The 23951-nt window shown below is 72.0% G+C and carries 25 protein-coding genes; 14 read left to right on the top strand and 11 right to left on the bottom strand.

Annotated elements, in window-relative coordinates:
- Window positions 1–18 precede the first annotated feature (18 nt).
- From QSK15_RS20560 to QSK15_RS20540, 5 genes are read right to left on the bottom strand one after another with little or no spacing between them, the layout of a single operon-like run.
- The gene (locus QSK15_RS20560; RefSeq protein ID WP_285795779.1) at window positions 19–699 is read right to left on the bottom strand and encodes an ABC transporter ATP-binding protein; all 681 of its coding nucleotides are present in this window, start codon (window positions 697–699) and stop codon (window positions 19–21) included.
- The gene (locus QSK15_RS20555) at window positions 696–1700 is read right to left on the bottom strand and encodes an ABC transporter ATP-binding protein (RefSeq protein ID WP_285795778.1); all 1005 of its coding nucleotides are present in this window, start codon (window positions 1698–1700) and stop codon (window positions 696–698) included. Before QSK15_RS20555 ends, QSK15_RS20560 begins: the two co-directional genes overlap by 4 nt.
- Entirely contained in the window at window positions 1697–2581 is an 885-nt protein-coding gene (locus tag QSK15_RS20550) for an ABC transporter permease (protein WP_285795777.1), read from the bottom strand. The genes QSK15_RS20555 and QSK15_RS20550 overlap by 4 nt, the downstream gene beginning before the upstream one ends.
- Window positions 2574–3593 (bottom strand): ABC transporter permease, encoded by a 1020-nt coding sequence (locus QSK15_RS20545; RefSeq protein ID WP_285795776.1) that lies wholly within the window; start codon window positions 3591–3593, stop codon window positions 2574–2576. The genes QSK15_RS20550 and QSK15_RS20545 overlap by 8 nt, the downstream gene beginning before the upstream one ends.
- Window positions 3563–5152, bottom strand: coding sequence for an ABC transporter substrate-binding protein (locus QSK15_RS20540; protein ID WP_285796191.1), 1590 nt, complete (start codon window positions 5150–5152; stop codon window positions 3563–3565). Before QSK15_RS20540 ends, QSK15_RS20545 begins: the two co-directional genes overlap by 31 nt.
- Window positions 5153–5361: 209 nt before the next feature.
- Between QSK15_RS20540 and QSK15_RS20535 the strand changes: the two genes are divergently transcribed.
- Window positions 5362–5862, top strand: coding sequence for a signal peptidase II (locus QSK15_RS20535; RefSeq protein WP_285795775.1), 501 nt, complete (start codon window positions 5362–5364; stop codon window positions 5860–5862).
- Here the strand turns inward: QSK15_RS20535 and QSK15_RS20530 are convergent.
- From QSK15_RS20530 to QSK15_RS20515, 4 genes are read right to left on the bottom strand one after another with little or no spacing between them, the layout of a single operon-like run.
- Window positions 5851–6453 (bottom strand): LutC/YkgG family protein, encoded by a 603-nt coding sequence (locus tag QSK15_RS20530; RefSeq protein WP_285795774.1) that lies wholly within the window; start codon window positions 6451–6453, stop codon window positions 5851–5853. The genes QSK15_RS20535 and QSK15_RS20530 overlap by 12 nt on opposite strands.
- Window positions 6450–7895: a LutB/LldF family L-lactate oxidation iron-sulfur protein gene (locus QSK15_RS20525; protein WP_285795773.1), complete on the bottom strand. Its 1446-nt coding sequence runs from the start codon at window positions 7893–7895 to the stop codon at window positions 6450–6452. Before QSK15_RS20525 ends, QSK15_RS20530 begins: the two co-directional genes overlap by 4 nt.
- The gene (locus tag QSK15_RS20520) at window positions 7892–8596 is read right to left on the bottom strand and encodes a (Fe-S)-binding protein (RefSeq protein WP_285795772.1); all 705 of its coding nucleotides are present in this window, start codon (window positions 8594–8596) and stop codon (window positions 7892–7894) included. The genes QSK15_RS20525 and QSK15_RS20520 overlap by 4 nt, the downstream gene beginning before the upstream one ends.
- 28 nt (window positions 8597–8624) lie before the next feature.
- On the bottom strand, window positions 8625–9344 hold the full coding sequence (locus QSK15_RS20515) for a GntR family transcriptional regulator (RefSeq protein ID WP_285795771.1): 720 nt from the start codon (window positions 9342–9344) through the stop codon (window positions 8625–8627).
- Between the two features lie 123 nt (window positions 9345–9467).
- On the opposite strand from QSK15_RS20515, the gene QSK15_RS20510 reads away from it, so the two are divergent.
- The 11 genes from QSK15_RS20510 to QSK15_RS20460 all read left to right on the top strand — a co-directional run bounded on the left by QSK15_RS20510 (window position 9468) and on the right by QSK15_RS20460 (window position 20883).
- Window positions 9468–10514 carry a sugar ABC transporter substrate-binding protein gene (locus QSK15_RS20510; protein ID WP_285795770.1) on the top strand — a complete coding sequence of 349 codons (1047 nt, stop codon included), beginning with the start codon at window positions 9468–9470 and terminating at the stop codon, window positions 10512–10514.
- The gene (locus tag QSK15_RS20505; protein WP_285795769.1) at window positions 10514–11602 is read left to right on the top strand and encodes a mandelate racemase/muconate lactonizing enzyme family protein; all 1089 of its coding nucleotides are present in this window, start codon (window positions 10514–10516) and stop codon (window positions 11600–11602) included. Before QSK15_RS20510 ends, QSK15_RS20505 begins: the two co-directional genes overlap by 1 nt.
- Window positions 11599–12672 (top strand): ABC transporter permease, encoded by a 1074-nt coding sequence (locus QSK15_RS20500; protein WP_285795768.1) that lies wholly within the window; start codon window positions 11599–11601, stop codon window positions 12670–12672. The genes QSK15_RS20505 and QSK15_RS20500 overlap by 4 nt, the downstream gene beginning before the upstream one ends.
- On the top strand, window positions 12669–13619 hold the full coding sequence (locus tag QSK15_RS20495; RefSeq protein ID WP_285795767.1) for an ABC transporter permease: 951 nt from the start codon (window positions 12669–12671) through the stop codon (window positions 13617–13619). The genes QSK15_RS20500 and QSK15_RS20495 overlap by 4 nt, the downstream gene beginning before the upstream one ends.
- Window positions 13616–15148, top strand: a complete 1533-nt coding sequence (locus tag QSK15_RS20490) for a sugar ABC transporter ATP-binding protein (protein ID WP_285795766.1) — start codon at window positions 13616–13618, stop codon at window positions 15146–15148. Before QSK15_RS20495 ends, QSK15_RS20490 begins: the two co-directional genes overlap by 4 nt.
- Entirely contained in the window at window positions 15145–16122 is a 978-nt protein-coding gene (locus tag QSK15_RS20485; RefSeq protein WP_285795765.1) for an aldo/keto reductase, read from the top strand. Before QSK15_RS20490 ends, QSK15_RS20485 begins: the two co-directional genes overlap by 4 nt.
- Window positions 16119–16961, top strand: a complete 843-nt coding sequence (locus QSK15_RS20480) for an amidohydrolase family protein (protein WP_285795764.1) — start codon at window positions 16119–16121, stop codon at window positions 16959–16961. The genes QSK15_RS20485 and QSK15_RS20480 overlap by 4 nt, the downstream gene beginning before the upstream one ends.
- Window positions 16958–17797 (top strand): fumarylacetoacetate hydrolase family protein, encoded by an 840-nt coding sequence (locus QSK15_RS20475; protein ID WP_285795763.1) that lies wholly within the window; start codon window positions 16958–16960, stop codon window positions 17795–17797. The genes QSK15_RS20480 and QSK15_RS20475 overlap by 4 nt, the downstream gene beginning before the upstream one ends.
- Complete coding sequence (locus tag QSK15_RS20470) at window positions 17797–19101, top strand: L-fuconate dehydratase (RefSeq protein WP_285795762.1); 1305 nt, start codon at window positions 17797–17799, stop codon at window positions 19099–19101. Before QSK15_RS20475 ends, QSK15_RS20470 begins: the two co-directional genes overlap by 1 nt.
- A gap of 69 nt (window positions 19102–19170) precedes the next feature.
- Window positions 19171–19959: an SDR family NAD(P)-dependent oxidoreductase gene (locus QSK15_RS20465; protein ID WP_285795761.1), complete on the top strand. Its 789-nt coding sequence runs from the start codon at window positions 19171–19173 to the stop codon at window positions 19957–19959.
- 12 nt (window positions 19960–19971) lie between these two features.
- Window positions 19972–20883: a hypothetical protein gene (locus tag QSK15_RS20460; RefSeq protein WP_285795760.1), complete on the top strand. Its 912-nt coding sequence runs from the start codon at window positions 19972–19974 to the stop codon at window positions 20881–20883.
- Window positions 20884–21107: 224 nt separating this feature from the next.
- On the opposite strand, the gene QSK15_RS32625 is transcribed toward QSK15_RS20460, so the two are convergent.
- On the bottom strand, window positions 21108–21317 hold the full coding sequence (locus QSK15_RS32625) for a DUF6959 family protein (RefSeq protein ID WP_377618857.1): 210 nt from the start codon (window positions 21315–21317) through the stop codon (window positions 21108–21110).
- A 93-nt stretch (window positions 21318–21410) separates the two neighbouring features.
- Here QSK15_RS32625 and QSK15_RS20455 point away from each other — a divergent pair, with 93 nt between their 5' ends.
- Window positions 21411–22412 carry an RNA polymerase subunit sigma-70 gene (locus QSK15_RS20455; RefSeq protein WP_502889640.1) on the top strand — a complete coding sequence of 334 codons (1002 nt, stop codon included), beginning with the start codon at window positions 21411–21413 and terminating at the stop codon, window positions 22410–22412.
- Between the two features lie 5 nt (window positions 22413–22417).
- A complete protein-coding gene (locus QSK15_RS20450; protein WP_285795758.1) occupies window positions 22418–23155 on the top strand; it encodes a DUF6069 family protein in 738 nt (245 codons plus the stop codon).
- A 15-nt stretch (window positions 23156–23170) separates the two neighbouring features.
- Here QSK15_RS20450 and QSK15_RS20445 read toward each other — a convergent pair whose 3' ends face one another.
- A complete protein-coding gene (locus QSK15_RS20445) occupies window positions 23171–23938 on the bottom strand; it encodes a FadR/GntR family transcriptional regulator (protein WP_285795757.1) in 768 nt (255 codons plus the stop codon).
- Between the last annotated feature and the right edge of the window lie 13 nt (window positions 23939–23951).

Below are 23951 nucleotides of genomic sequence, written 5' to 3'. Positions count from 1 at the left end.
AACCCGTCGGCCGGGAGGTCAGACCCGTGCGGGTGCCGTGCTGGCCAGGTCGACGATCCGGTCACTCCAGCGCTCCAGGAGGGTCTGGTCGTGGCTGATGACCAGGACCCCGGCCTGCCGGGTCCGCTGGTAGTCGCTGATGACGGCGGCGACGTGCGCCTGCGTCGACGCGTCGAGCATCGCGGTGGCCTCGTCGCAGAGCAGGTAGTCGGGACGGTGCACGAGGGCCCGGGCCAGGCAGGCGCGTTGCAGTTGCCCGTCGGAGACCGCGTGCGGACGTCGGCCGCGCAGATCCGCGGTGAGGCCGACCAGGTCGGCGAGTTCGGCCACCCGTTCCCGGACCGCCGCCTCGGGTGTCCGGGTGGCGCGTAGCGGTTCGGCGATCAGGTCGGCGAGGCTCAGGCGGGGGTCGGCGGCGGCACGCGGGCTCTGGAAGAGAGCGGCGACGCGGGTCCGCAGGGCGACCGGTACGGCGTACCGGACGGCGTTTACGGCGGTGCCGTCGATGCTGACCCGGCCCTGGTCGGGTTGGTGCAGCAGGGCCAGGACCCGTACCAGCGTCGACTTCCCGCAGCCGGACGGCCCGCGCAGTCCGACCGTCTCGCCCCGGTCGATCCGTACCGTGACGCGGTCGAGGACGACCTGGCGGCCGTACCCGACGGTCACCTCGTCGGCGAGCAGGTGTGGCGTGTCGGTCACGGGGTGGCTCCCGAAAGGATCGGATGGTGGCAGGCCACCGTGCCGCCGCCGGTGGCCGGTGTCGGCTCAGGTCGGTCGGCGCAGGTGTCGGTGCGGTGCGGGCAGCGGGGCGCGAACGCGCAACCGGGGGGCAGCGCGGTGAGCATCGGCGGGTCGCCCGGCACCGGCCGGAAGGCCCGGTCCGGCAGGGCGTCGAGCAACGCCGAGGCGTACGGGTGGGTCGGCGCGGTGAAGAGTTCGTCGGCGTCGCGGTGCTCCACGAGGCGGCTGGCGTACATCACGGCGACGGTGTCGGCGACCCGGCGCGCGGCGGTCAGGTCGTGCGTGATGAGCACGACCGCCGAGCCGTTGTCGCAGCGGCGGCGCAGCAGGTCGAGGGTGTGGTCGACCAGCGGCCGGTCCAGCCCGGTGGTGGGCTCGTCGGCGATGAGCAGCGCCGGGTCGGGTGCCAGCGCTAGCGCGGTGACCAGCCGCTGTGCCATCCCGCCGGACAGCTCATGGGGGTAGCGGTCCAGGTCCGCCGGGTCGAGCCCGACGTCGACAGCGAGCTGGTCGGCGTCGGCGCGGTCGCGGCCGTGCGCCCGCAGCGTCTCGGCGAGCAGCCGCCGTCCGGTGCGGACCGGGTTCAGGGCGGTGGCCGGGCTCTGCGGCACCAGGCCCACCAGGCGCCCGCGTACCCGCCGGGCCAGCTGGCGTTGACCGCAGGTGATCAGGTCGACCGGTTCGCCGTCCGGCTCGTGCAGGACGGCGTGGCCGGTGGTCGTGGCGTTGGCCGGCAGCAGGCCGAGCAGAGCGTGGGCCAGGACGGACTTGCCGCAGCCGGACTCGCCGACGACGGCCAGCAGCTCGCCGGCCCGGACGGTGAGGTGAAGATCGGTGACGGCGCGCACTCGCGCGTCGCGCAGCCGGAACTCGACGCCGAGGCCATCCACGGCGAGCAGCGGCCGACTCGTGGCGGCGCGCTGCGACGCCGGGGCGGGAACGGATTCGGTGGTGGTCACAGGTGCAGCTCCGCTCGAACCCGGGGATCGAAGCGGTCACGCCAACGGGCGGCGAGGACCGCGATGGCGAGAGTGACGACGACGATGACCGCGCCCGGCGCCAGGCTCGCCCACCAGGCACCGGTCAGCAGCGACCCCTGACCGTCATTGATCATGTTGCCCAGTGAGGCGAGGTGCGGCGGCAGGCCCAGGCCGAGGAACGACAGGGCGGTCTCGTGCCACACCGCGTGCGGGATCATCAGCGTGGTGGCCAACGCCAACCGGGGCAGCACGTGCGGCAGCAGGTGCCGGGTGAGGACCCGGAATCGGCCGGCTCCGCCACTGATCGCGGCATCGACGAACGGTCGGGTCCGCAGACTGAGCACCTCGGATCGGACGATGCGGGCGGTGGACAGCCAGTGGGTGAGCCCGACGGAGGCGATCACGGCACCGAGGCTGGGCCGCAGCATGGCCACGATGAAGATGCCCAGCAGCAGGTGCGGCATCGCGGCGATGGTGTCCACGATCCGCATCAGGATCCGGTCGACCCGGCCGCCGAGCGTGCCGGCGATCCCGCCGATCACGCCCCCCAGGACGGTGGCGACGAGCGCGGCGACCGCCCCGACGAGCAACGAGACCCGCAGCCCGTAGACGGCCCGGTGCGCCACGTCGCGGCCCAGGTCGTCAGTCCCGGCGAGGTGGGCCCAGGACGGTGCCAACCGGGTCTGGTCCAGCGCGACGGCGCTCTGGTCGAGCGGCCAGACGAGCGGTGCGAGCAGCGAGCCGGCGACGGTCGTCAGCAGGACCAGACCGGCGATGACGACACCGGTCTGGCCAGGTCGCAGCCGCAGCCGGGACCGGGCCAGGTGGAGCAGCGGCGGTCGGGTAGCAAGGTCAGCCATCGAGTCGTACCCTCGGGTCGGCGGCGGCGTAGGCCAGGTCGGTCGCGAGGTTCGCGGCCAGCACCACAGCGGTGGTGGCCAGCGTGATCGCCGCCAGCAGCGGGAAGTCGCTGCCCAGCGCGGCGGCGACCGTGACCGCGCCGAGGCCCGGCAGCGAGAAGACCGTCTCGACCAGCACCGCCCCGCCGACCAGCTCGGGCAGGTGGGTGCCGACCAGGGTGAGGAACGGCAGCAGCGCGGTCCGTAACGCGTGCCCGAACAGGACCGTCCGGCCGGGCAACCCGCGTGCCCGCGCCGCGAGCACGTGGTCGTCGCGCATGCTCTCCGCGACCGCGTCCCGGACGAACAGCACGAACCACGGCGCCTGGGACACGGCCAACACCCCGACCGGCAGGATCAGGTGGTGCGCCACGTCGCCCCAGGACGTGCCGGTCGCTGTGACATCGGTGAGCCCGCCGGCCGGCAACCAGCCCAGGGCCAGCGCGAACACGGCGATCGCCGCCAGGCCCAGCCAGAACACCGGCATCGACTGCACCGCATAGGCGGCCGTCCGTAGCGCGCGGTCGAACAGCCCACCCCGGCGGTACGCGGCCAACGAGCCCAGCAGCAGGCTCCCGACCAGGGCCAGAGCCAGGGCCACGCCGATCAGCAGCAGCGTCCAGCCGGCCCGGGCGGCGAGCACCGAGGCGACCGGCTCGTGCCGGCTCGTCGACCAGCCCAGGTCGCCTTGGACCAGGTTGCCGATCCAACGCAGGTACTGCACCGGCAGGGGGTCGTCGACACCCCAGTTGGTGCGGATCTGCGCCAGGTTCTCCTCGCTGGCGGTGAAGGCCGCCGCGCCCGCGTACTGCTTGGCGGGGTCGACAGGGGAGGCGGCACCCAGAGCGAACATGCCGACGCTGGTCGCGGCGAGCACCGGCACGGCGACCAGGAGTCGACGTCGGACCACCGCCCCGGCCCCGGCCAGTCGGCCGGAGCGGGTCACGAGCGCGTCCAGGTGTTGATGTTCCACCAGATGCTGTTCGCCACCCCGTGCTCGTGCGCCTCGACCCGGGGGGCCGCGCCCTGGACGGAGGACTTCAGCACGTAGGTGTGTCGCAGGTAGGTGAGGAACAGCCACGGCACGTCGGCGGCCAACTGCTTCTGGAACTGCGCGTACGCGACCTTGCGCAGGGCCGGGTCGATCTGGTCGCGGCCCTGCTGGAGGGCCCGGTCGGTCACCTCGGAGCGGTACGAGCCGGGGTTGAAGTAGCCCTGCCCCGCGAACTGGGAGCTGAAGAGTTTGTACGAGACGAAGTCCGGGTCGTACGGCGTGCCGTAGCCCATCAGCAGGGCGTCGGATTTCATCCGCGGATCGATGGCGTCCCAGGTGAGCCCGGCCGGGGTGACCTCGATGCCGATCTTCTTCGCGTCGGCGGTGACGGCCAGGGCCAGGTCCTTGCGCAGCGTGTCGCTGGCCGGGTACATCAGCGTGAACCGGGCCGGTCGACCGTCCTTGACCCGTACCCCGTTCGCACCCGGTTTCCAGCCGGCCGCGTCGAGCAGCGCGCCTGCCGCCGTCGGGTCGGCGGTCGGCCTGCCGACGATCGAGGGGTCGGCGAACTCGGAGGTCGGCGGGATCGGGCCGAACGCCGGTTCGCCGGCGCCACCGAGGATTCCGGAGACCATCGCGGCCCGGTCGACGGCGAGGTTGAGCGCCCGGCGGACCGCCGGGTCGGCGAGGACCGGGTTGCCCATCGGCAGCATCACACCCCGGTAGTCGGCGGTCGGCACCCGCTGCACCCGGTACGCGCTGTCGGCGTCGAAGCCGGAGGCGAGCTTCGGCGGCAGCTCGGCGGCGTCGAACTCTCCGGCCCGCATCCGCTGGGCGCGGACGTTGTCGTCGGCCACGAACGCCACCACCACCCGGTCGTTCGTCGGCCGGCCACCGAACCAGCGCTCGTTCGCGGTGAGCACCAGCCGGTCACCCGGCGTCCAGGACTCGACCTGGTACGGCCCGGTCCCGATCGGCTTCCGGTTGAACCCGGTGGTGTTGATGTCCTGCCCGCTGAGCAGCTTCGACGGCACGATGCCGAGGGTGAGTCGTTGCAGGAACGGCGCGTACGGGTAGCGCAGCCGGAACACGACGGTCGCCGCGTCGGGTGTGGTCACCGACTCCACCATGTCCAGGTCGGAGCGGAGCGTGGAGTCCACCTTCGGGTCCAGCACCGCCTGGTAGGTGAAGGCGACATCCGCCGCGCTCAGCGTGGTGCCGTCGTGGAACTGCACGCCGTCACGCAGTTTCGCGGTCACGGTGCGCCCGTCCGTCGACACCGTCGGCAGCGCCGTGGCCAGCCCGGGGACGAGGCGGTTGTCACCGTCGCGGGCGACGAGCCCGTCGAAGATCAGCGCGGCGCCGTCGACGCCGAAGTTGAGCACCGGGTTCAGCGCGTCGGGCTCGTCGGAGGTGGCCACGACCAGCGTCGTACCGCCGGCTGAGCCGTCGGGAGTGGCCGGGGCCGAGCACCCGGCGAAGGCGAGCATTCCCGCCGCCGCGGTCGACGCCGCGAGGCGTCGGACGGTCGGACGCATCCGGGTCACGGAGGGCTCCTGTGGTGTGGGGGAGTCGTTGGTCGGGTGGGCGCAACGCCGCAACCGTTGATCATCACGGTGGCACAGTTGCCACTCTTTGGCAATTGCCATGCCTGTGCGTCATCCTGTTGATCAAGGAGGCCGATGACGGACGGGCTCGCGTTCACCGCCGGTGGTGACCGTCGCCGCCGACCGGCTAGGGTTCCGGGGTGTTCCGCGTCGTCGTGTTGATCGCTGCCGTGGTGCTCGCCGCGGATCAACTCACCAAGTACTGGGCCGAGTCCGCGCTGTCCGGCGGGCAGGCCATCACCGTTCTCGGTGACCTGCTGCAACTGCGCCTCGTCTACAACCCGGGTGCCGCCTTCTCGATCGGCTCCGCGTACACCTGGATCTTCGCGGTGTTCGCGGCGGCGGCGGTGGTCGGGGTGACGGTCGTGGCGCTGCGGGTCACCTCGCGGGCCTGGGCGGTGGCACTGGGCCTGGTGCTCGGCGGCGCGACGACGCACCTGCTGGACCGCCTCTTCCGCGAGCCGGGGTTCGCGCGCGGGCACGTGGTGGACTTCATCGACTACGCCGGGTTCTTCGTCGGCAACGTCGCCGACATCGCCCTGGTGGTCGGCGTGGGCATCGTGATGCTGCTCAACGTGCGTGGCATTCCGCTGCGGGCGTCGGCGGGCGAGACCCGCGAGCAGGTGTCGTCAGACTCCTGAGCCGACCAGGACGACCTCCAGCCGGCGTGGGCCGTGCACTCCCTCGACCCGGTTCAGCTCGATGTCGCTGGTGGCGGACGGGCCGGAGATCCAGGTCTGCGGCGTACGCGGGTTCAGCCGGGTGAGCGCCTCGGGCAGCAGACCGACCACCTGGTCGGCGCGGACGACGCAGATGTGCCGGTCGGGCACCAGGGTGAGCGCACGCCGCCCCTGCGTCGGGCCGGCGTCGAGGATGATGGTGCCGGTGTCGGCGATCGCGACCGCGCAGCCGGTCAGCACCGCGTCCAGGTCGTCGAGTGCGGCCGGTGACAGTGCAGGCGCGTCGCGGTGCAGCTGCCCGGCGTAACCGGCCAGCCAGTCGGCGGGCAGATCGGCGGGGACGGCGAGCCGGTCGACCTCGCTGAGCAGCCGGGGTAGGGCGTCGATGCCGTGGTGGACCACCGCCCGGTAGTCCTCCAGGCGGTCGACCAGGGTGGCGATCAGGTCGGGGCGGTCGTCGACCCGGCGGTAGCGGCGGGGCACCTGCACCGGCGGCGGGCTGTCGGCCAGGGCCGTCCGCAGCCGCGCCAGAATCTCGTCACGTGCGCTCACTGCTTCCCCCACCATTCCCGGAAGGTCTGCGGCCCGGGCAGCGGCAGGTCGCGCGACCGGGTCCACGCCGACCCGGGCCAGGGCAGTCGGCGCAGCGTACGCGCTCCGGTGCGGCGCATCCGGTACGCCCCGAGCGGTCCCGCACCGGCCCGGGCCAGGCGCAGGGCGGCGGCCCAGCGCCGAGGGCTGCGCATCACCCAGGACAGGACACCCATGGCGGCCCGTTCGGCCGGCGGATGCGGTGCCTGCTGGCGGAGGTGGACCAGGATCTCCGGAATGTTGATCTTCACCGGGCAGACGTCGTAGCAGGCGCCGCAGAGGGTCGACGCGTACGGCAGCGAGGCGTTGTCGGCCACCCCGGTCAGCTGCGGCGACAGGATCGCCCCGATCGGCCCCGGATACACCGAGCCGTACGCGTGCCCGCCGGCCCGCTCGTACACCGGGCAGACGTTGAGGCACGCGGAGCAGCGGATGCAGGACAGCGCCGGCCGCCCGACCGGGTCGGCGAGCACCGCGGACCGGCCATTGTCGACGAGCACGACGTGCACGTCCTGCGGACCGTCGCCGGGGGTGACGCCGGTCCACATCGAGGTGTACGGGTTCATCCGCTCGCCGGTCGAGGACCGGGGCAGCAGTTGCAGGAAGACCTCCAGGTCGGTGAAGGTCGGCAGCAGCTTCTCGACGCCGACGACGCTGATCAACGTCTCGGGGAGGGTGAGGCACATCCGCCCGTTGCCCTCGGACTCCACCACCACGAGGGTGCCGGTGTCGGCCACGGCGAAGTTGGCACCGGAGACGGCGACGCGGGCCGAGAGGAACCGTCGCCGCAGGTGGGCGCGGGCCGCCTCGGCCAGCGCGGCCGGCTCGTCGCTGAGGTCGGCCGGCACGTCGGGCATGCGACGCTGGAAGATCTCCCGGATCTGGGCCCGGTTGTAGTGGATCGCCGGCACCAGGATGTGCGAGGGGGTGTCCTCGCCGAGCTGCACGATCAACTCGGCGAGGTCGGTCTCGTACGCGGCGATCCCGGCGGCCTCCAGCGCCTCGTTGAGCTCGATCTCCTGGGTCGCCATCGACTTGACCTTCACGACCTCGTCGGCCCCGGCGGCCCGGGTCAACGCGACCACGATCCGGCAGGCCTCGGCCGCGTCGCGGGCCCAGTGCACGGTGGCGCCGGCAGCGGTGACGGACGCCTCGAACTGCTCCAGCAGCTCCGGCAACCGGCGTTGGACGTCCGCCTTGATCGCGGCACCGGCGGCCCGTAGCGCCTCCCAGTCGGGTACCTCGTCGACGACCCGGGCGCGCTTGGCGCGGATGGTGCGGGTGGCCCGGTGCAGGTTGGCCCGCAGTTGCGGGTCGGCGACGGCCGGTTTGGCGGCGGTGGGAAAGGGCAGCGGCGTACGGATCCGTCCGCCCCCGGTGGCGGGTGCGACCGGCTGGCTCATGAGCTGGCTCCGGCGAGAATCTCGGCGTAGTGCATGGCCCGCACGCCCGAGCGGTGGCGGTCGAGGCCGCCGCCGATGTGCGCCAGGCAGGAGTTGTCGGCGGCGGCCAGCACCCGTGCGCCGGTGTCACGGACCCGGGCGCACTTGTCGGTGAGCATCGCGGTGGAGACGTCCGGGTTCTTCAGGGCGAAGGTGCCGCCGAAACCGCAGCACTCCTCGGCGTCGCCCAGCTCGACCAGCGTGATCCCGCGGACCTGGCGGAGCAGGGTCAACGGCCGGTCGCCCAGGCGCAGCATCCGCAGGCCGTGACAGGTCTGGTGGTAGGTGACCGTCTCCGGGAACTCGGCGCCGACGTCGGTGACGCCGAGAACGTCGATGAGCAACTCGGACAGCTCGTAGGTGCGCGCGGCCACCGAGGTGGCGGGCGGATGCAGGCGCGGGTACTGGTCGCGGATCATCGCGGTGCACGACCCGGACGGTGCGACGACGGCGTCGTAGCCGTCGAACACGTCGACGTAGTTGCGCACCATCGGCATCGCCTCGGCCCGGTAACCGGTGTTGGCGTGCATCTGCCCGCAACAGGTCTGCCGGTCGGGGAACTCGACGGTGTGGCCGAGTCGCCGCAGGATGCGGGTGACAGCGATGCCGGTGCCCGGGTAAGCGAGGTCGTTCACGCAGGTGATGAAGAGGGCTATGCGCACGGCGGCTCCTCGGACGGGTCGGGGGTGGTCACGCCGGGTCGCGCGGTGCTCCGGCTGCGGGAAGCTGGTCGAAGGCGGGCAGGTGGCGCTCCCGGGCGGCGGTCAGGTGCGCCCGCATCGCCTCGGCGGCGGCGTCGGAGTCACCGGCGGCGATGGCGGCGGCGATGCGTTGGTGCTCGGTGTTGGTGTCCGGAGCGCCGGTGACCGGGAAGTACAGCCGGTGCAGGTGCAGGTGGGAGTGCAGCCGGGTGATGCTCTCCCGCAGCAGTGGGCTGCCGGCCACCTCGGCGATCAGGTCGTGGAAGGTGGCGTCGAGCGCGGTGAACGCGGCATGTCGGCGGTAGCCGTCGCCGGCCTCCACGTCGATCGTCGCCGCCGCCTCGGTGCTGATCCGCTGCCGCTCCTCGGTGGAGGCGTGGGCGGCGGCCCGGCCGGCGGTGGCACCCTCCAACAGCAGCCGGACCTCGAACAGGTCGTCGAACTCGGCACGGGTCAGCAGCGGCGTGGTGGTGTAGCCGGACAGCGGGCGTTTACGGACCAGGCCGTCGGCTTCCAACCGGGCGAGCGCCTCGCGCACAGGGGTGGGGGAGACGTCCAGCTCCCGGGCCAGCGCGTCGATGTTGACCCGCTCGCCCGGCGGCAGGATGTGGTCCATGACCAGGGTCTTTATCGACTCGTAGACGTCGTCGGCGAGGGTGAGTCGACGGGCGGGACGGAGTTTGCCCTCGCGAGCTTCCTGCTGGGCCATCTCGTCTCCTCAACAACCCCTTGACTGTGCCGGTGTGAGCGAGTACACACTAGCAAAGCAACATCCTATAGGAAATAGGCTCGCTCGCCGCCGTCTCGCACCACCACCCCCGAGGAGACGAACATGTCGCGCAGAATGCTGTCCCGAATCGGCTCGGGCCTCACCGTCGTGGCCCTCGCCACGACCACTGCGGCCTGCACGAAGAAGAGCGACACCACCGCCGAGGCCGGTGGTCGGGAACCGGCGCAGGTCAAGGTCGCGCTCGTGCCCGGCGGCTCACACCCGTACTTCCAGCCGTGGAAGGACGCCGGAGCCAAGGCCAAGACCGAGCTGGCGCTCGGCGACGTCACCTTCAACGAGACCGCGGGCTGGGACCAGACCAAGCAGAACGACGTGCTCAAGTCCCTGGCCGCGCAGGGCTACAACGCCTTCGGGGTCTTCGGCGTCTCACCCGACAACATCAACTCCACCTTCGAGGACCTCAAACGGCAGGGCTTCCCCGTCGGCTCGCTGGCCTCCTGCCCGGCCGGCGCCAACAAGGCCGACTTCTGCCTCTCCACCGACGTTGAGGTCGCCGCGTACAAGGGCGCCAAGGCCGCCATCGACGCGATGGGCGGTCAGGGCAACCTGGTCCACCTGACCGGAAACAAGGTCGACTCCAACACCCAACGCCGGATCGCGGGCGTGGAGAAGGCGGTCGCCGAGACCGGCGGCAAGGTGACCCTGATCCAGAGCGTCACCGACATCGACAAGGACCTGCAGAGCGCGCAGAAGGCCGTGGCCGACCTCCTCGCCGCGAAGGGCCGTCAGATCCAGGGGATCGTGAACACCGCCTACAACCCGGCGGTCGCCTCGGCCGAGGGTGTCCGCCAGTCGAAGCTGCCCATCAAGGTCATCGCCATCGACGACGACCCAACGGTCCTCGACGGGCTGCGCGGCGGCTCGGTGGCCGCCACCGTCCTGCAGAACCCCGTCGGTCAGGCCCAGGTCGGCTCGTACGCCCTGATGAAGCTCAGCGGAGGCTGCACCATGGCCGAACCCGGGGTGACCATCGACTCGGGCTCGTTCGTGGTGACCGCTGACAACCTGGACGGCTACGAGGCCGACCGCACCGCGACCACCGAGGCGCTGCGGAAGAAGTTCGACGGCGATCTGCTCAAGTGCAACTGATGTCGACCATCACCACGGCCGAGGCGTACCTCGTCGACATTCCCGTGGAGACCGTCCGCACCGACGCGGTCCAGGCGTTCCTCAAGCAGGAGACGCTCTTCGTCGAGGTGCGGACGGCCGACGGGGGGCACGGCACCGGGTACTCGTACACGATCGGGACCGGCGGCACCGCCGTGCTCGCACTGCTGCGCGACTACCTGCTGCCGCACCTGGTCGGCCGCGACGCCGCCCGGGTGGAAGCGATCTGGCGTGACCTGCATGCTGCCACCCGGGCCACCGCCGTCGGGGCCATCACCTCGTTGGCGCTCGCCGCGATCGACACCGCGCTGTGGGACCTGCGCGCCCGCGCCGCCGGCCTGCCGCTCTGGGTGCTCGCCGGCGGCGCCAAGGAGCGGATCCCGCTGTACGACACGGAGGGCGGCTGGCTGCACCTCACCGAGGACGAGCTGGTCGCCGGCGCGAAGGCGTCCCAGGCGGCCGGCTGGCCCGGCGTCAAGCTGAAGGTCGGCAAGCCGAACCCGGCCGAGGACGCCGCCCGCATCGGGGCGGTCCGGGCCGCCCTCGGCGACCACGTCGACGTGATGGTCGACGCCAACCAGTCCCTGACCGCCGCCGAGGCGATCCGCCGGGCCCGGCTGCTCGAACCACACCAGCTCACCTGGTTCGAGGAGCCGCTGCCGGCCGACGACGTCGCCGGACACGAGCTGTTGGCCCGCGCGACCAGCATCCCGGTCGCGGTGGGGGAGTCGATGTACTCGATCGGCCAGTTCGCCGAGTACCTGCGGCGGCAGGCCGCCGGCGTCGTCCAGGTGGACGTCGCGCGGATCGGTGGCATCACCCCGTGGTTGAAGGTCGCCCACCTGGCCGAGGCCTGCAACGTGGTGGTCTGCCCGCACTTCCTGATGGAACTGCACGTGAGCCTCTGCGCGGCCGTGCCGAACAGCCGCTACGTCGAGCACATCCCGCAACTGCGCGCGATCACCCGGACCGAGATCGCGATCGTCGACGGCCACGCGCTCGCCCCCGGCGAGCCGGGCCTCGGCATCGACTGGGACCGCGACGCGATCGAGGACAGGAGGGTGGCGTGAAGACGGAAACAGCGCCGCAGGCGTCGGCGGTGCCCCCGGTCGCGGACCCCAGGCCCCCGACCGGGGCCCTGCCGGTCTGGGCGAACCCCCGGCTCGGCCTGCTCATCGTCATCGCCGTGCTGGTCGTGCTCTTCTCGTCGCTCACCCCCGCGTTCCTCGACCCCCGCCTCACGCTGGCACCGTTGCAGGCCGACATCAGCGTGTACGTCGTGGTCGGTCTCGCCCAACTCGCCGTGCTCTCGCTCGGGCACATGAACATGGCCGTCGGCCGGATGGCCGCGCTGTCCACCTTCGCGATGGGCCTGGCCTACGACCGGCTCGGCGTACCGCTGCTGGTCGGGCTGGTCGTGGGTCTCGTCGTCGGAGCGGGCATCGGCGCGCTCGCCGGCCTGCTCATCGCCAAGACCGGCGTGAACTCCTTCGTGGTGACCCTCGCGCTCGACTTCGGGTTGCTGGGCCTGGTCACCATTCTCTACACCTGGGCGACCGGCGGGGTGTCGTTCGCGGTGCAGCCGAGTGGGCTCTCCGCGCTGCGCTTCGACACCTTCGCCGACTACTGCATGGGCGACACCTGCGGACCCCGGATCCCGCTCGTCGTGCCGATCGCGGTGGCCGCGGCGCTCGGTGTCGGGCTGTTGTTCCGGCGTGCCCGGCTGGGCCGGGAGATCCTGATGACCGGCTCCAACTCGGTCGCCGCCGAGCTGTCCGGCATCCCCACGCACCGCCGGGTGGTCGCCGCGCACGCGCTGAGCGGGCTGCTCGCCGCGCTGGCCGGGTTCCTGCTCGCCGCCAACAACGGCGCCTTCTCCGCCAACATCGGGGAGTCGTTCCTGCTGCCGTCGTTCCTGGCCCCGGTGCTCGGTGGGACGCTGCTCGCCGGTGGCGCGGTCAGCGTCCTCGGCACCGCGCTCGGGGCGACCCTCACCCAGGTCATCTACAAGGGACTCAACCTGCTCCAGTTCTCCTTGGAGGAGCTGAAGCTCTACATCGGACTGGTGCTGCTCGCGGCGCTGTCGCTGGACCGGCTGCGGGCCGTGCTCGCCGAGCGAAGGGCGGTGTCACCATCATGAGGAGCCTGATCCGGACCAACGAGTTCACCCTGGCGGTGATCGCGGCCGTCGGATTCGCGGCGCTCGCGGTCGCCACCGACTTCAACCTGCTCACCGCCGGCACGCTCGACGCGTTCCTGCGCTTCCTCGCCCTGCCGATCGTCATCGGTCTGGCTCAGATGGTGGTGCTCGCCGTCGGTCAGATGAACCTCTCGGTGGGCGTGCTCACCGGGTTCTGCGCGGTGGCCTCGGGCTGGCTGATGATCGACGCCGGGCTGCCCGCCCCGGTCGCGGTGCTCGCCGCGCTGGCTCTCGGCGCCGTCGTCGGGCTGGTCAACGGCCTGTTGGTGATCTTCACCCGGATCAACGGGTTCATCGTCACCCTCGCCACCATGACGATCCTCGAAGGGCTGCGGTACGGGGTGAACGGCACCGGCACCTACCAGGGCTACTCGCCCGGCCTGCGGGAGTTCGGGCAGGCGTCGCTGGCCGGCGTGCCAGTGGTCTTCCTGCTGGCGGTCGTGATCGCGGTCGCGGTCGCCCTCTTCTTCCGTCGTACCGTGCCCGGCCGGCACCTGCTCGCCTCCGGCGGCAACCCGTTCGCCGCCCGACTGTCGGGCATCTCCAACGACCGGGCGCTGGTGCTGGCCCACACCCTGTCAGGGCTGCTGGCCGGCTTCGCCGCAGTGATCGTGGTGGCCGCCTTCGGCTCGGTGAACGCCTCGATCGGCGACGACCTGCTGCTGCCCAGCTTCGCCGCGCCGATCATCGGCGGTGTGGCGTTGGCCGGCGGCATGATCAGCGTGACCGGCACGGTGCTCGCGGCCTTCCTGGTACGGCTCGTCGACGTGAGCCAGTCGCAGTTCGACATCAACCGGCGGTGGGTGGATCTCATCATCGGCGCGGTGGTCCTCGGCGCGGTGCTGCTCGGGCAGTTCCGCGACAAGCTCTCCGGAGGTACCCGATGAGCGTCGTGCTGGCCGCGAAGAAACTGGTCAAGACGTTCCCCGGGGTGCGCGCCCTGGACGAGGCGACGCTGACCCTGACCGCCGGGAGCGTGCACGCGCTGCTCGGCGAGAACGGGGCCGGCAAGAGCACCCTGATCAAGATCCTGACCGGGGTGTACCGGCCGGACGGTGGGCAGCTGCGGCTGCCCGGACCGGACGGGCAGCCGCGTACGGTGCAGCTCGGCAACCCGCAGGACGCCCAGCGGGCCGGCATCGGCGTGGTGCACCAGGAACGGAACCTGATCCCGGCGTTCAGCGTCGCCGAGAACATCTGCCTGCAACATCTGCCCCGCCGTGCCGGCCTGGTCGACCGGGCGGCACTGCGTGTCGAGGCCCGGCGGTGCCTGGACCTGCTCGACCTGGACCTGGACCCCGACCTGCCGGTGTCCCGGTTGTCGGTGGCCCAGATGCAGTTGGTGGAGATCGCCAAGGCGCTGTCGGCCGACTCGACGGTGCTGCTGCTCGACGAGCCGACCGCGTCACTGACCAACGACGAGGCCGACCGGCTCTACGGCATCGTGCGTCGACTGTCCATGCGGGGTCACGCCACGGTGCTGGTCAGCCACAAACTGGAGGAGGTCTTCGCGATCGCCGACACGGTGACGGTGCTGCGCGACGGGCGCAGCGTCGCCGAGGCGGAACCCCTCGCCCAGCACAGCCGCGAGGAGATCGTCGACCTGATGGTCGGCCGGGCGTACCAGCAGGTGCACCTCGCCGCCCGGACCGTCGCGGCGGACGTCGAACCGGCGTTGGCGCTCGACCACGTCGCCACCACCGCCGGTCACCACGACGTCAGCCTCACCGTCCGCCCCGGCGAGATCGTCGGCCTGTACGGGCTCGTCGGCGCGGGTCGCAGCGAACTGGCCAAGGCGCTGCTCGGCCTCGACCGGATCACCGCCGGTGAGGTGCGGGTGCACGGGCGGCCGGCCCGGATCCGGGACGTGGGCGACGCCCTGCACCGGTACCGGATCGGCTACGTCACCGAGAACCGCAAGGAGGAGGGCCTCTTCCTCGACCAGACCGTGGCCCGCAACACAGCGGTGACCGTGTGGCGCCGGCTGGCCCGGCTGGGGCTGGTCCGCGACCGCTCCGAGCGAATGCTGGTCGACGAGTACGCCGACCGGCTGGGCATCCGACTCGCCTCGCCCGACCAGCACGCCGGTCAGCTCTCCGGCGGCAACCAGCAGAAGGTCAGCCTGGCCAAGTGGCTGGCGGCCGACTGCGACGTGCTCATCATCGACGAGCCCACCGTCGGCATCGACGTGCGCACCAAGGCGGCCTTCCACGAGTTGATCGCCGGCCTGGCCGCGCGCGGAATGGCCATTTTGCTGATCTCGTCGGACCTGCCGGAGATGGTCACCCTCGCCGACCGGATCGCGGTGATGCGAGAGTTCGCCATCGTTGGTGAACTGGACAACGACCACGACTACGAGCGGATGAGCCAGTCGGTGATCCGGTTCATCCATGACGGGCAGGGGGTCGTCGCGTGAAGGCCACCGAACGAGTGACAGTGGGGCGTACCGACGTGGCGGTGACCCGGCTCGGGCTCGGGCTCGCCCCGATCGGTGGGATGATCGCCGCCGTCGGTGACGACGTCGCCCACGCCACCGTCGCGGCGGCCTGGGATCTCGGGCTGCGCTACTTCGACACCGCCCCGCTCTACGGTTGCGGCCTCTCCGAGCGACGCGCCGGGGCGGTCCTCGCCGGCAAGCCGCGCGACGCGTTCACCGTCTCCACCAAGGTTGGCCGGCTGCTCGTCCCCGACGGTGGTGACCGGCAGGAGTTCTGGGCCGAGCCCACCGACCTCACGCCCCGGTTCGACTTCTCCGCCGCCGGGGTGCGCCGCTCGCACGCGGAGAGCCTGGCCCGAATGGGGCTGGACCGGATCGACATCGCGCACATCCACGACCCGGACGACCACCTGGCCGAGGCGGTCGCCGGGGCGTACCCGGCGCTCGCGCGGCTGCGGGCGGCCGGCGAGATCGGCGCGGTGGGCGCCGGCATGAACCAGGCCCCGGCGCTGGTCGAGCTGGCCCACGCCGGCGACTTCGACTGCTTCATGCTCGCTGGCCGGTACACGCTGCTGGACCAGTCCGGCCTCGACGAGCTGCTGCCACTGTGTCAGGAGAGAGGCATCTCGGTCCTGGCCGCCGGGGTCTACAACTCGGGACTGCTGGCCGACCCGAGACCGGGCGCACCCTACGACTACGCCCCGGCCGACCAGGCGCTGCTCGACCGGGCCACCGCGATCCGGTCGGTGTGCGAGCGGCACGGCGTGCCGCTGCGGGCGGCGGCGATCCAGTTCCCGTTCGGTCACCCGGCGGTCGCCAGCGTGGTGGTCGGCGCCCGGACTCCGGAGCAGGTCGCCGACAACGTCGCGATGGTCGAGTGGGAGGTGCCCGAGGCGTTGTGGACGGACCTGAAGGCCGAGGGGCTGCTGCCGAGGGAGGTGCCCACGCCGTGATCATCGACGCGCACCACCACCTGTGGACCACCGACTACCAGTGGCTCACCGAGCCGGGCCTGGAGTCGATCCGCCGCGACTACACGGTCGCCGACCTCGTACCCCGGCTGGACGAGTCGAACGTGACGGCGACAGTGCTGGTCGAGGCGGGCCGTTGCGACGCCGAGGAGACCGCCGAGTTCCTGGCCCACGCCGCCGGCACGCCGCGGATCGCCGGCGTGGTCGGTTGGGCGTCGCTCACCGACCCGGCCATCTCCGCCACCCTCGCCGGCTACCGCGAGCTGCCCGGCGCGACCAAGCTTGTCGGGCTCCGCGACCAGGTGCAGGGCGTCACCGACCCCGGGCACCTGGCCCGCCCCGACGTGCGTGCCACCCTCGCGGCGATCGGGGCCGCCGACCTCACCTTCGACCTGGTCGTCCACGCCGGGCAGCTGCCCAGCTGCGCCGAGGCGGCCCGGGCCACACCCGGTACCACCTTCGTCCTCGACCACCTGGGCAAGCCGAGGATCACCAGCGACGGCCTCGCCGAGTGGCGCACGGCGGTCCGCGACCTGGCGGGCTGCGACAACGTGGTCGCGAAACTCTCCGGCCTGCTCACCGAGGTCGGCCCCGGATGGCAGGTGGCCGACATCCGGCCGTACGTCGACACCGCGCTGGAGCTGTTCGGCCCGCACCGGCTGATGGCCGGCTCGGACTGGCCGGTCTGCGACCTCGTCGCCTCATACGCCGAGGCGTGGTCGGCGCTCGACGCCTGCCTGGGGGAGCTGTCGTCCGTCGAGCGAGCAGCCGTCCTGGCCGGCACCGCAATTCGCACCTACGCACTGGAGGTTGGTTCGTGAGATTCATGCGCGTCGGGCCCGTGGGGCGGGAACGTCCCGTGCTGTTCGTCGACGGTAGGCACCTCGACCTGTCGTCGCTCACCGCCGACATCGACAGCGAGTTCCTCGCCGGTGACGGCGTCCGACGGGTCCGCGAGGCCACCGACCTGCCCGAGATCGACATCACCGGTCAGCGGGTCGGCGCGCCGATCGCCCGGCCCGGGGTGGTGCTCTGCGTGGGGCAGAACTACGCGGCGCACGCCGCCGAGTCGGGCGCCGCCCCGCCGACCGACCCGATCATCTTCTACAAGGCGCCCAACACCGTCGTCGGCCCGTACGACGAGGTCCTGATCCCGCGTGGCTCGACGAAGACGGACTGGGAGGTGGAGCTGGCGGTGGTGATCGGCAGGCGGGCCCGCTACCTCGCCTCGCCGGCCGACGCCCTCGCGCACATCGCCGGGTACGTGCTCTCCAACGACGTCTCTGAGCGGGACTTCCAACTCGCCGTCTCCGGCGGTCAGTGGTCGAAGGGCAAGTCCTGCGAGACGTTCCAACCGCTCGGCCCGTGGTTGGTCACCGCCGACGAGATCGGGGACCCGCAGGCGCTGCGGCTGCGTTCCTGGGTCAACGGCGAGCCCCGACAGGATTCCAGCACCAAGGACATGATCTTCGACGTGGCGTACCTGGTCTGGCACCTGTCCCAGTACACCGTGCTGGAGCCGGGCGACGTCATCAACACCGGCACCCCGCAGGGGGTGGCGCTCTCCGGCCGCTTCCCGTACCTGGCCGCCGGCGACGTGATGGAGGTCGAGATCGACGGCCTCGGTCGGCAGCGCAACACGCTCCGGGACGCCTGATGGCGGTGATCACCTCCGTCGACACGTACGACGTCCGGTTCCCCACCTCGCGGGACCTCGACGGTTCCGACGCGATGAACCCCGACCCCGACTACTCGGCCGCGTACCTGGTGCTAAGCACCGACGACGGCCCGGACGGGCACGGCTTCACCTTCACCATCGGGCGCGGCAACGACGTCTGCCGGGCGGCGATCGACGCGCTGGTGCCGTACGTGGTCGGCCTGGACCCGGACACCGTGGACCTCGGTGCGTTCGCCCGCTCGCTCACCCAGGACTCCCAGCTGCGCTGGCTCGGCCCGGAGAAGGGCGTGATGCACCTCGCCGCCGCAGCGGTGATCAACGCGATGTGGGACCTGGTCGCCAAGCGGGCGGGCAAGCCGGTCTGGCGCTACCTGGCCGACCTCAGCCCCGAGCAGATCGTCGACCTGGTCGACTGGCGCTACCTCACCGACGCCCTCACCCCCGATGAGGCGTTGGAGATCCTGCGTGCCGCCGAGCCGGGTCGGGCCGACCGGATCGCCCGGCTGACCGAGCGGGGCTACCCCGCGTACACCACGTCGCCCGGCTGGCTCGGCTACTCCGACGACAAGGTGGTCGGGCTGGCCAGGCAGGCGGTGGCCGACGGATTCACCCAGATCAAGCTGAAGGTGGGCGCGGACGCCGCCGACGACGTACGCCGCCTGAAGATCGCCCGCGAGGCCGTCGGCCCGGACATCCGGATCGCCGTCGACGCCAACCAACGCTGGGACGTCGCCGAGGCGGTCGACCGGATGCGCGAGTTGGCGCCGTACGACCCGTGGTGGATCGAGGAACCGACCAGCCCCGACGACGTGCTCGCCCACGCGGCGATCCGGTCCGCCCTCGCCACCAGCGCACCCGACGGCGGACCGATCCGGGTCGCCACCGGCGAGCACGTGGCGAACCGGGTGGTGTTCAAACAGCTGCTCCAGGCCGGTGCCGTCGACGTCGTCCAGATCGACGCCTGCCGGGTGGGCGGCGTGAACGAGAACGTCGCCATCCTGCTGCTCGCCGTGAAGTACGGGGTGCCGGTCTGCCCGCACGCCGGGGGAGTGGGCCTGTGCGAGCTGGTGCAGCACCTGTCGATGTTCGACTTCGTGGCGGTGTCCGGCTCGATGCGCGACCGGGTCGTCGAGTACGTCGACCACCTGCACGAGCACTTCCTCGACCCGGTGGTGATCAAGGACGGGCACTACGTGGTGCCCAGCACCCCGGGGTTCTCCGCCGCGATGCGTCCGGAGAGCCTCGCCACGTACGCGTACCCCGACGGGCCGGCCTGGGTCTGACCCGGGACGCGCTTCACCGCGCGGCCGACCTGACGGCGGTGCGTCAACTACTCGGAAGGAGAGAGCAGCATGCGGTGTGACGGTCTGGTGGCAGTGGTGACCGGGGGCGGCTCGGGGATCGGGCTCGCGTGTGTGCGGGCGTTCACCGCCGCCGGCGCCCGGGTGGGTGTCCTGGACCTGGAGCTGTCCGGTCTGCCGGGGGATCCCGGCGTCCTCGGCGTCCGGGCGGACGTGGCCGACCGCGCCTCGCTGAGCACGGCCGTCGCCGCGGTCGCGGCGGCGTTCGGCGGCGTCGACATCCTGGTGAACAACGCCGGCATCTCGGCGGTGGGCACTGTCGAGGAGGACGACGACGAGCGGTGGAGCCGGGTGCTCGACGTCAACGTCTCCGGCGTGGCCCGCACCAGCGCCGTCACCCTGCCGTACCTGCGCCGGTCGTCGTCCGCCGCCATCGTCAACATCTCCTCGATCGCGGCGACCACCGGTCTGCCCAAACGCGCCCTGTACTCGGCGTCGAAGGGCGCCGTGCACGCCCTCACCCTCGCCATGGCAGCAGACCTGGTGACGGAGGGCGTCCGGGTCAACTGTGTCGCCCCGGGCACCGTCGACACCCCGTGGGTGGCCCGCCTGCTCGCCGGTGCGGCCGACCCGACGGCGGAGAAGCGCCAACTGGCCGCCCGCCAGCCGACCGGCCGACTGGTGACCGCCGACGAGGTGGCCGCCGCCGTCGTCTACCTGGCCTCGCCCGCGACCAGGTCGGTGACCGGCACATCCCTGGCCGTCGATGGAGGCATGTCCGGCCTGCGCCTACCCGCCCCGGCGTGTCCCGCGGCCGATCGTGCCGAATCGGGCGCGTGACATGATTGCGCGATGGGGAAACAGCAGGACGTCGGCGAGCCCGACCGTCACAGCGGGTCCGGCACCACCGCCCACCGTCCGATCGGTGGCAACCCTGACGCTCGACTCGCGCTCGCCCAGGACCCCACAACGCCACAAATGACTCTTATCGACCTGGCGTCCGACCCGTCGGTCCTGGTCCGCAAGGCGGTCGCCGCTCGGGCCGACGCTCCCGCACAGGCCCTGCGACCGCTCACCCGCGACCATGATCGTCAGGTCCGGGAGGCGGTGGCGAGGAACCCCTCCACCTCGATCGCCAACCTCATGCGCCTGGTCAAGGACGCCGACCGGTGGGTCCGCTGGGCGGTCGCCGGCAACCCGGCGTGCGACGAGTCGATCCGCCAGGTCATGGCGCAGACCTCGGACAAGGAGCTTCGCGGCCTGCTCGCGGAGAGTCGTGAGCTGGAGCCGGAACTAGCCGCCAAGCTGATCGACGACGTGTCACCCGAGGTACGGGAGCGCCTCGCCACCCACACCCACGACCCCGACGTGATCACCGCCCTGCTGGCCGACCGCACCGCACGCGTACGCAAGGGGGTCGCCCGCAACCCACGGACCACCGCCGAGCAGCGCAGCATGCTCGCCGCGGACCCGGTGGCCGACGTCCGTGCCGCGCTGGTGCGGGCCGTCGAGCTGAGCGAGGCGGATCTGGCGCGGCTGGTCGACGACCGCGCGGTGCAGGTCCGACTGGCCATGGCGACGTCCGACGTCGTTCCGCCGCACATCCGGCAGGCGCTCGCTCGCGACGCCGACGAGATGGTGGCCAGCGCGGCACGGGACTACCGCCCGGGCACCGGCAACGCCTCCGCCGTGCGGCCGCCCCGCATCGGGCACCGCCCCTCCGCAGCCGGCGCGGGTCGATCGGGTGGCGGCACCGCCCGGTAGCACCACGCCGCGTCCCCCAGGCCGTGCGGAAACGAGACGTACAGCTCGGGGCGAGCCGCCGAGCCCTCCCAGTTCACAGTCGTGGACGCGTTACGCACTCCGGTGACGTGGTCGACTGGGACACCCAGGCGACCGGCGAGGGTGGTTCCGCCCGGGTGCTCCGCCGAGCGGCGGATGCGCCCGCGAGCGTGATGACTCACCGGCATCATGATGCCTCTGAGTCATCAGGCTGGTCGCGGCGTCTGCCCCACGACGACCGTGCGGGTTGGTGCGATCAGCTGCCGTCGCTCTCGGACGGCGTGGTCCAGCTCGTCGAGTGCTTCGCGGTGATCGGGGTCCTGGCGCAGTAGGCGGGCCGCGTCCGCCAGCTGCGTCAACAGGGCTGCGAACGTGTCGCCCTGCACGTGGACACCGGGACATGCCCTGCCCGGCACCACTCACTCACCCACTCGATCAGGCTGAGTGATGAGTTGTCGGGTCCGCGCCCGTCATACCTCCGACAGGACATGACGAGGCGGAAGGATGACGTGATGAGTGCGGACACGCGGCTGGAGGAGCGGGGCGTGAGCGGGCTGGGCGAGGTCGACGAGCCGGCGTTCTCGGGGCTGGCGCAGCGGCACCGGCGGGAGCTGCACGTGCACTGCTACCGGATGCTCGGGTCGTTCGAGGACGCCGAGGACACGGTGCAGGAGACGTTCCTGCGGGCCTGGCGGCGGCGGGAGACCTTCGAGGGACGGTCGACGTTCCGGGCGTGGCTGTACCGGATCGCCACCAACGCCTGCCTGGACCTGCTCGCCAAGCGCCGCCCGGAGCCGGCGACCGGCGGTGAGGTGCTGTGGTTGCAGCCCTACCCGGACCGGCTGCTCGACGAGCTGCCCGCGGGCGACGGGGACGAGCCGGAGAGTGTCGCCGTCGCGCGGGAGACGATCGAGCTGGCGTACCTGGTCGCGGTGCAGCACCTCGCGCCGCGTCCACGGGCCGTGTTGATCCTGCGTGACGTGCTCGGCTGGCCGGCGAAGGACGTCGCGGAGCTGCTCGGGGACTCGGTCAACTCGGTGAACAGCGCGCTTCAGCGGGCCCGTGCCGGGATGCGGGAGCACCTGCCCGCCGAGCGGCAGGACTGGGTCGGCGGCGACGAGGACGCCGGGACGCGCGAGCTGGTGCGCCGCTTCACCGACGCCAGCGTGGCCACCGACGTCGACACGCTCGCCACCATGCTGCGCGACGACGTCCGCTCATCGATGCCGCCCACGCCCGGCCTGTCCGTCGGCCGCGAGGCGGTGCTGAGCACCTGGGTCGAGGACGGCTTCGACGCCATGACGGGCCTGCGCGCGGTGCCCACCTCGGTGAACCGGCAACCCGCTGTCGCCTTCTACCACTGGCGCGAGCAGGAGGGCGCGTACCTGCCGCTGACGATCGACGTCCTGCGCATCACCGGCGGCGCGATCACCGAGGTCTTCATCTTCCACGCCGACCAGTTCCCGCGGCTCGGCCTGCCGCACCGACTGCCGGCCGACGGCACGGAGTAGTCCCGATGCGGACGCTGACCCTGCCCGGTGGCGCCCGCGCGGCGGTGGTCGGGGCGCAGTGGTCCGACGCGTTCGCCGTCGTCACCAGCGGACGGGTGCAGCTGGAGCTGCGCGACGGCCAACCGGGGCCGGTCCTCGGACGCGACGCCGGGTTCTGGCTGCGCGGCACCGGCGTCCGCGCTCTGCGCAACCCCGGCCGCCGCACGGCGACGGTGCGCGTCTGCACGCCACGGGACGTCCCCCGCCAGTCAACTTTTCCGGTACGCCAGCTTCCCGTCGATGGAGACGCCATGACCAGCGCAGAGGACACCCAGATCGCCGCCGGCCCGGCACCGGGCCAGCCCAGCCGAGGTCACCGGCTACGGCGGCTAGCCGGCACCGGCCTGGTCGCCACGCTCGCGGCGATGGTGGCCACCACCCTCGCCGCCGCGCTGGCCCGGGCCGTCGGTGTCGATTTCGCGATCCCCGATGGTGGCGGCGAGACGATCCCGTTGTCCGGGTTCGCCGTGGTGACGGGCTTCTTCTCGGTGGTGGGCGTCGTCATCGCCGGCGCTCTCCTGTGGTGGAGTGCGCGCCCCGCCGACCGGTTCGGGTGGACGGCGGTGTCGCTGACCGCGCTCTCGCTGATCCCACCGTTCGTCTCGGGGGCGAACGCGGCCACCATCGCCGCTCTGCTCGGGCTGCACCTCGTCGCCGCGACGGTGATGATCCCGGCCCTGACCCGCAGCCTCCGTACCGACTGACGCACGCGCTGGTCGCTACCCGGTGCCGTGCTCGGGCCCGCCGGTCTGCTCCCACAGCGACTTCATCTCGTCGAAGGCCTGCTCCATCAGCTGCACCATCGCCTGCCGGGCGCGCTCACCGTCGCGCCGCTGGATCGCCTGGGCGACATCGGCGTGCATCTGGAGGGCCTGCTGGTGCGGGTGGTGCGGCATGAGGTGATGCTTGTGCCGGCCGGTGAGCACCTCCGCGACCAGTTCCTGGAGCCGGACGAACATCTCGTTGCCGGAGGCGAGCAGGACCCGCCGGTGAAACTCGATGTCGAGGTGCAGGAAGCGTTCCTCGTCGCCGGCCTCGCCGGCCGCCCACATCTTCGCCGCCAATCCGACCAGGTCGCTCGCCTCGTCACGGCCGATCCGGCTGGCGGCCAGGAAGGCCGCGTGTGGCTCGACGGCGGTGCGCAGTTCGGTGATCGACCGGAGCTGGGCCATCCGACCCGCCGAGGCGAGGCGCCAGCGGATCACCTGCGGGTCGAAGACGTTCCACGCGCTCGCCGGCCGGATCAGCACGCCCACCCGTCGACGCGCCTCGATGAATCCGATCGAGGCCAGCACCCGCAGCACCTCGCGGACGACCGAGCGGGACACGGCGTACCGCTCGACCAGCTCGTCGATGTTGAGGACCGACCCGGGGGCCAGCTCACCGCCGCAGATGGCGGTGCCGAGGTGGTCGAGGACGCGCGCGTGCAGCCCGGACTCGGCGGGGAGGGGTGAAGCGGCTGCAACCTCTGGTGAGGACGGTTCCACCCAAAGATCATAT

Origin of the sequence: Micromonospora sp. NBRC 107095 (genome assembly GCF_030269705.1) — a bacterium.
Classification (GTDB): domain Bacteria; phylum Actinomycetota; class Actinomycetes; order Mycobacteriales; family Micromonosporaceae; genus Micromonospora; species Micromonospora parva.
Note: the sequence above shows the minus strand (reverse complement) of the source record. Positions and strands in the feature narration are given on the sequence as shown.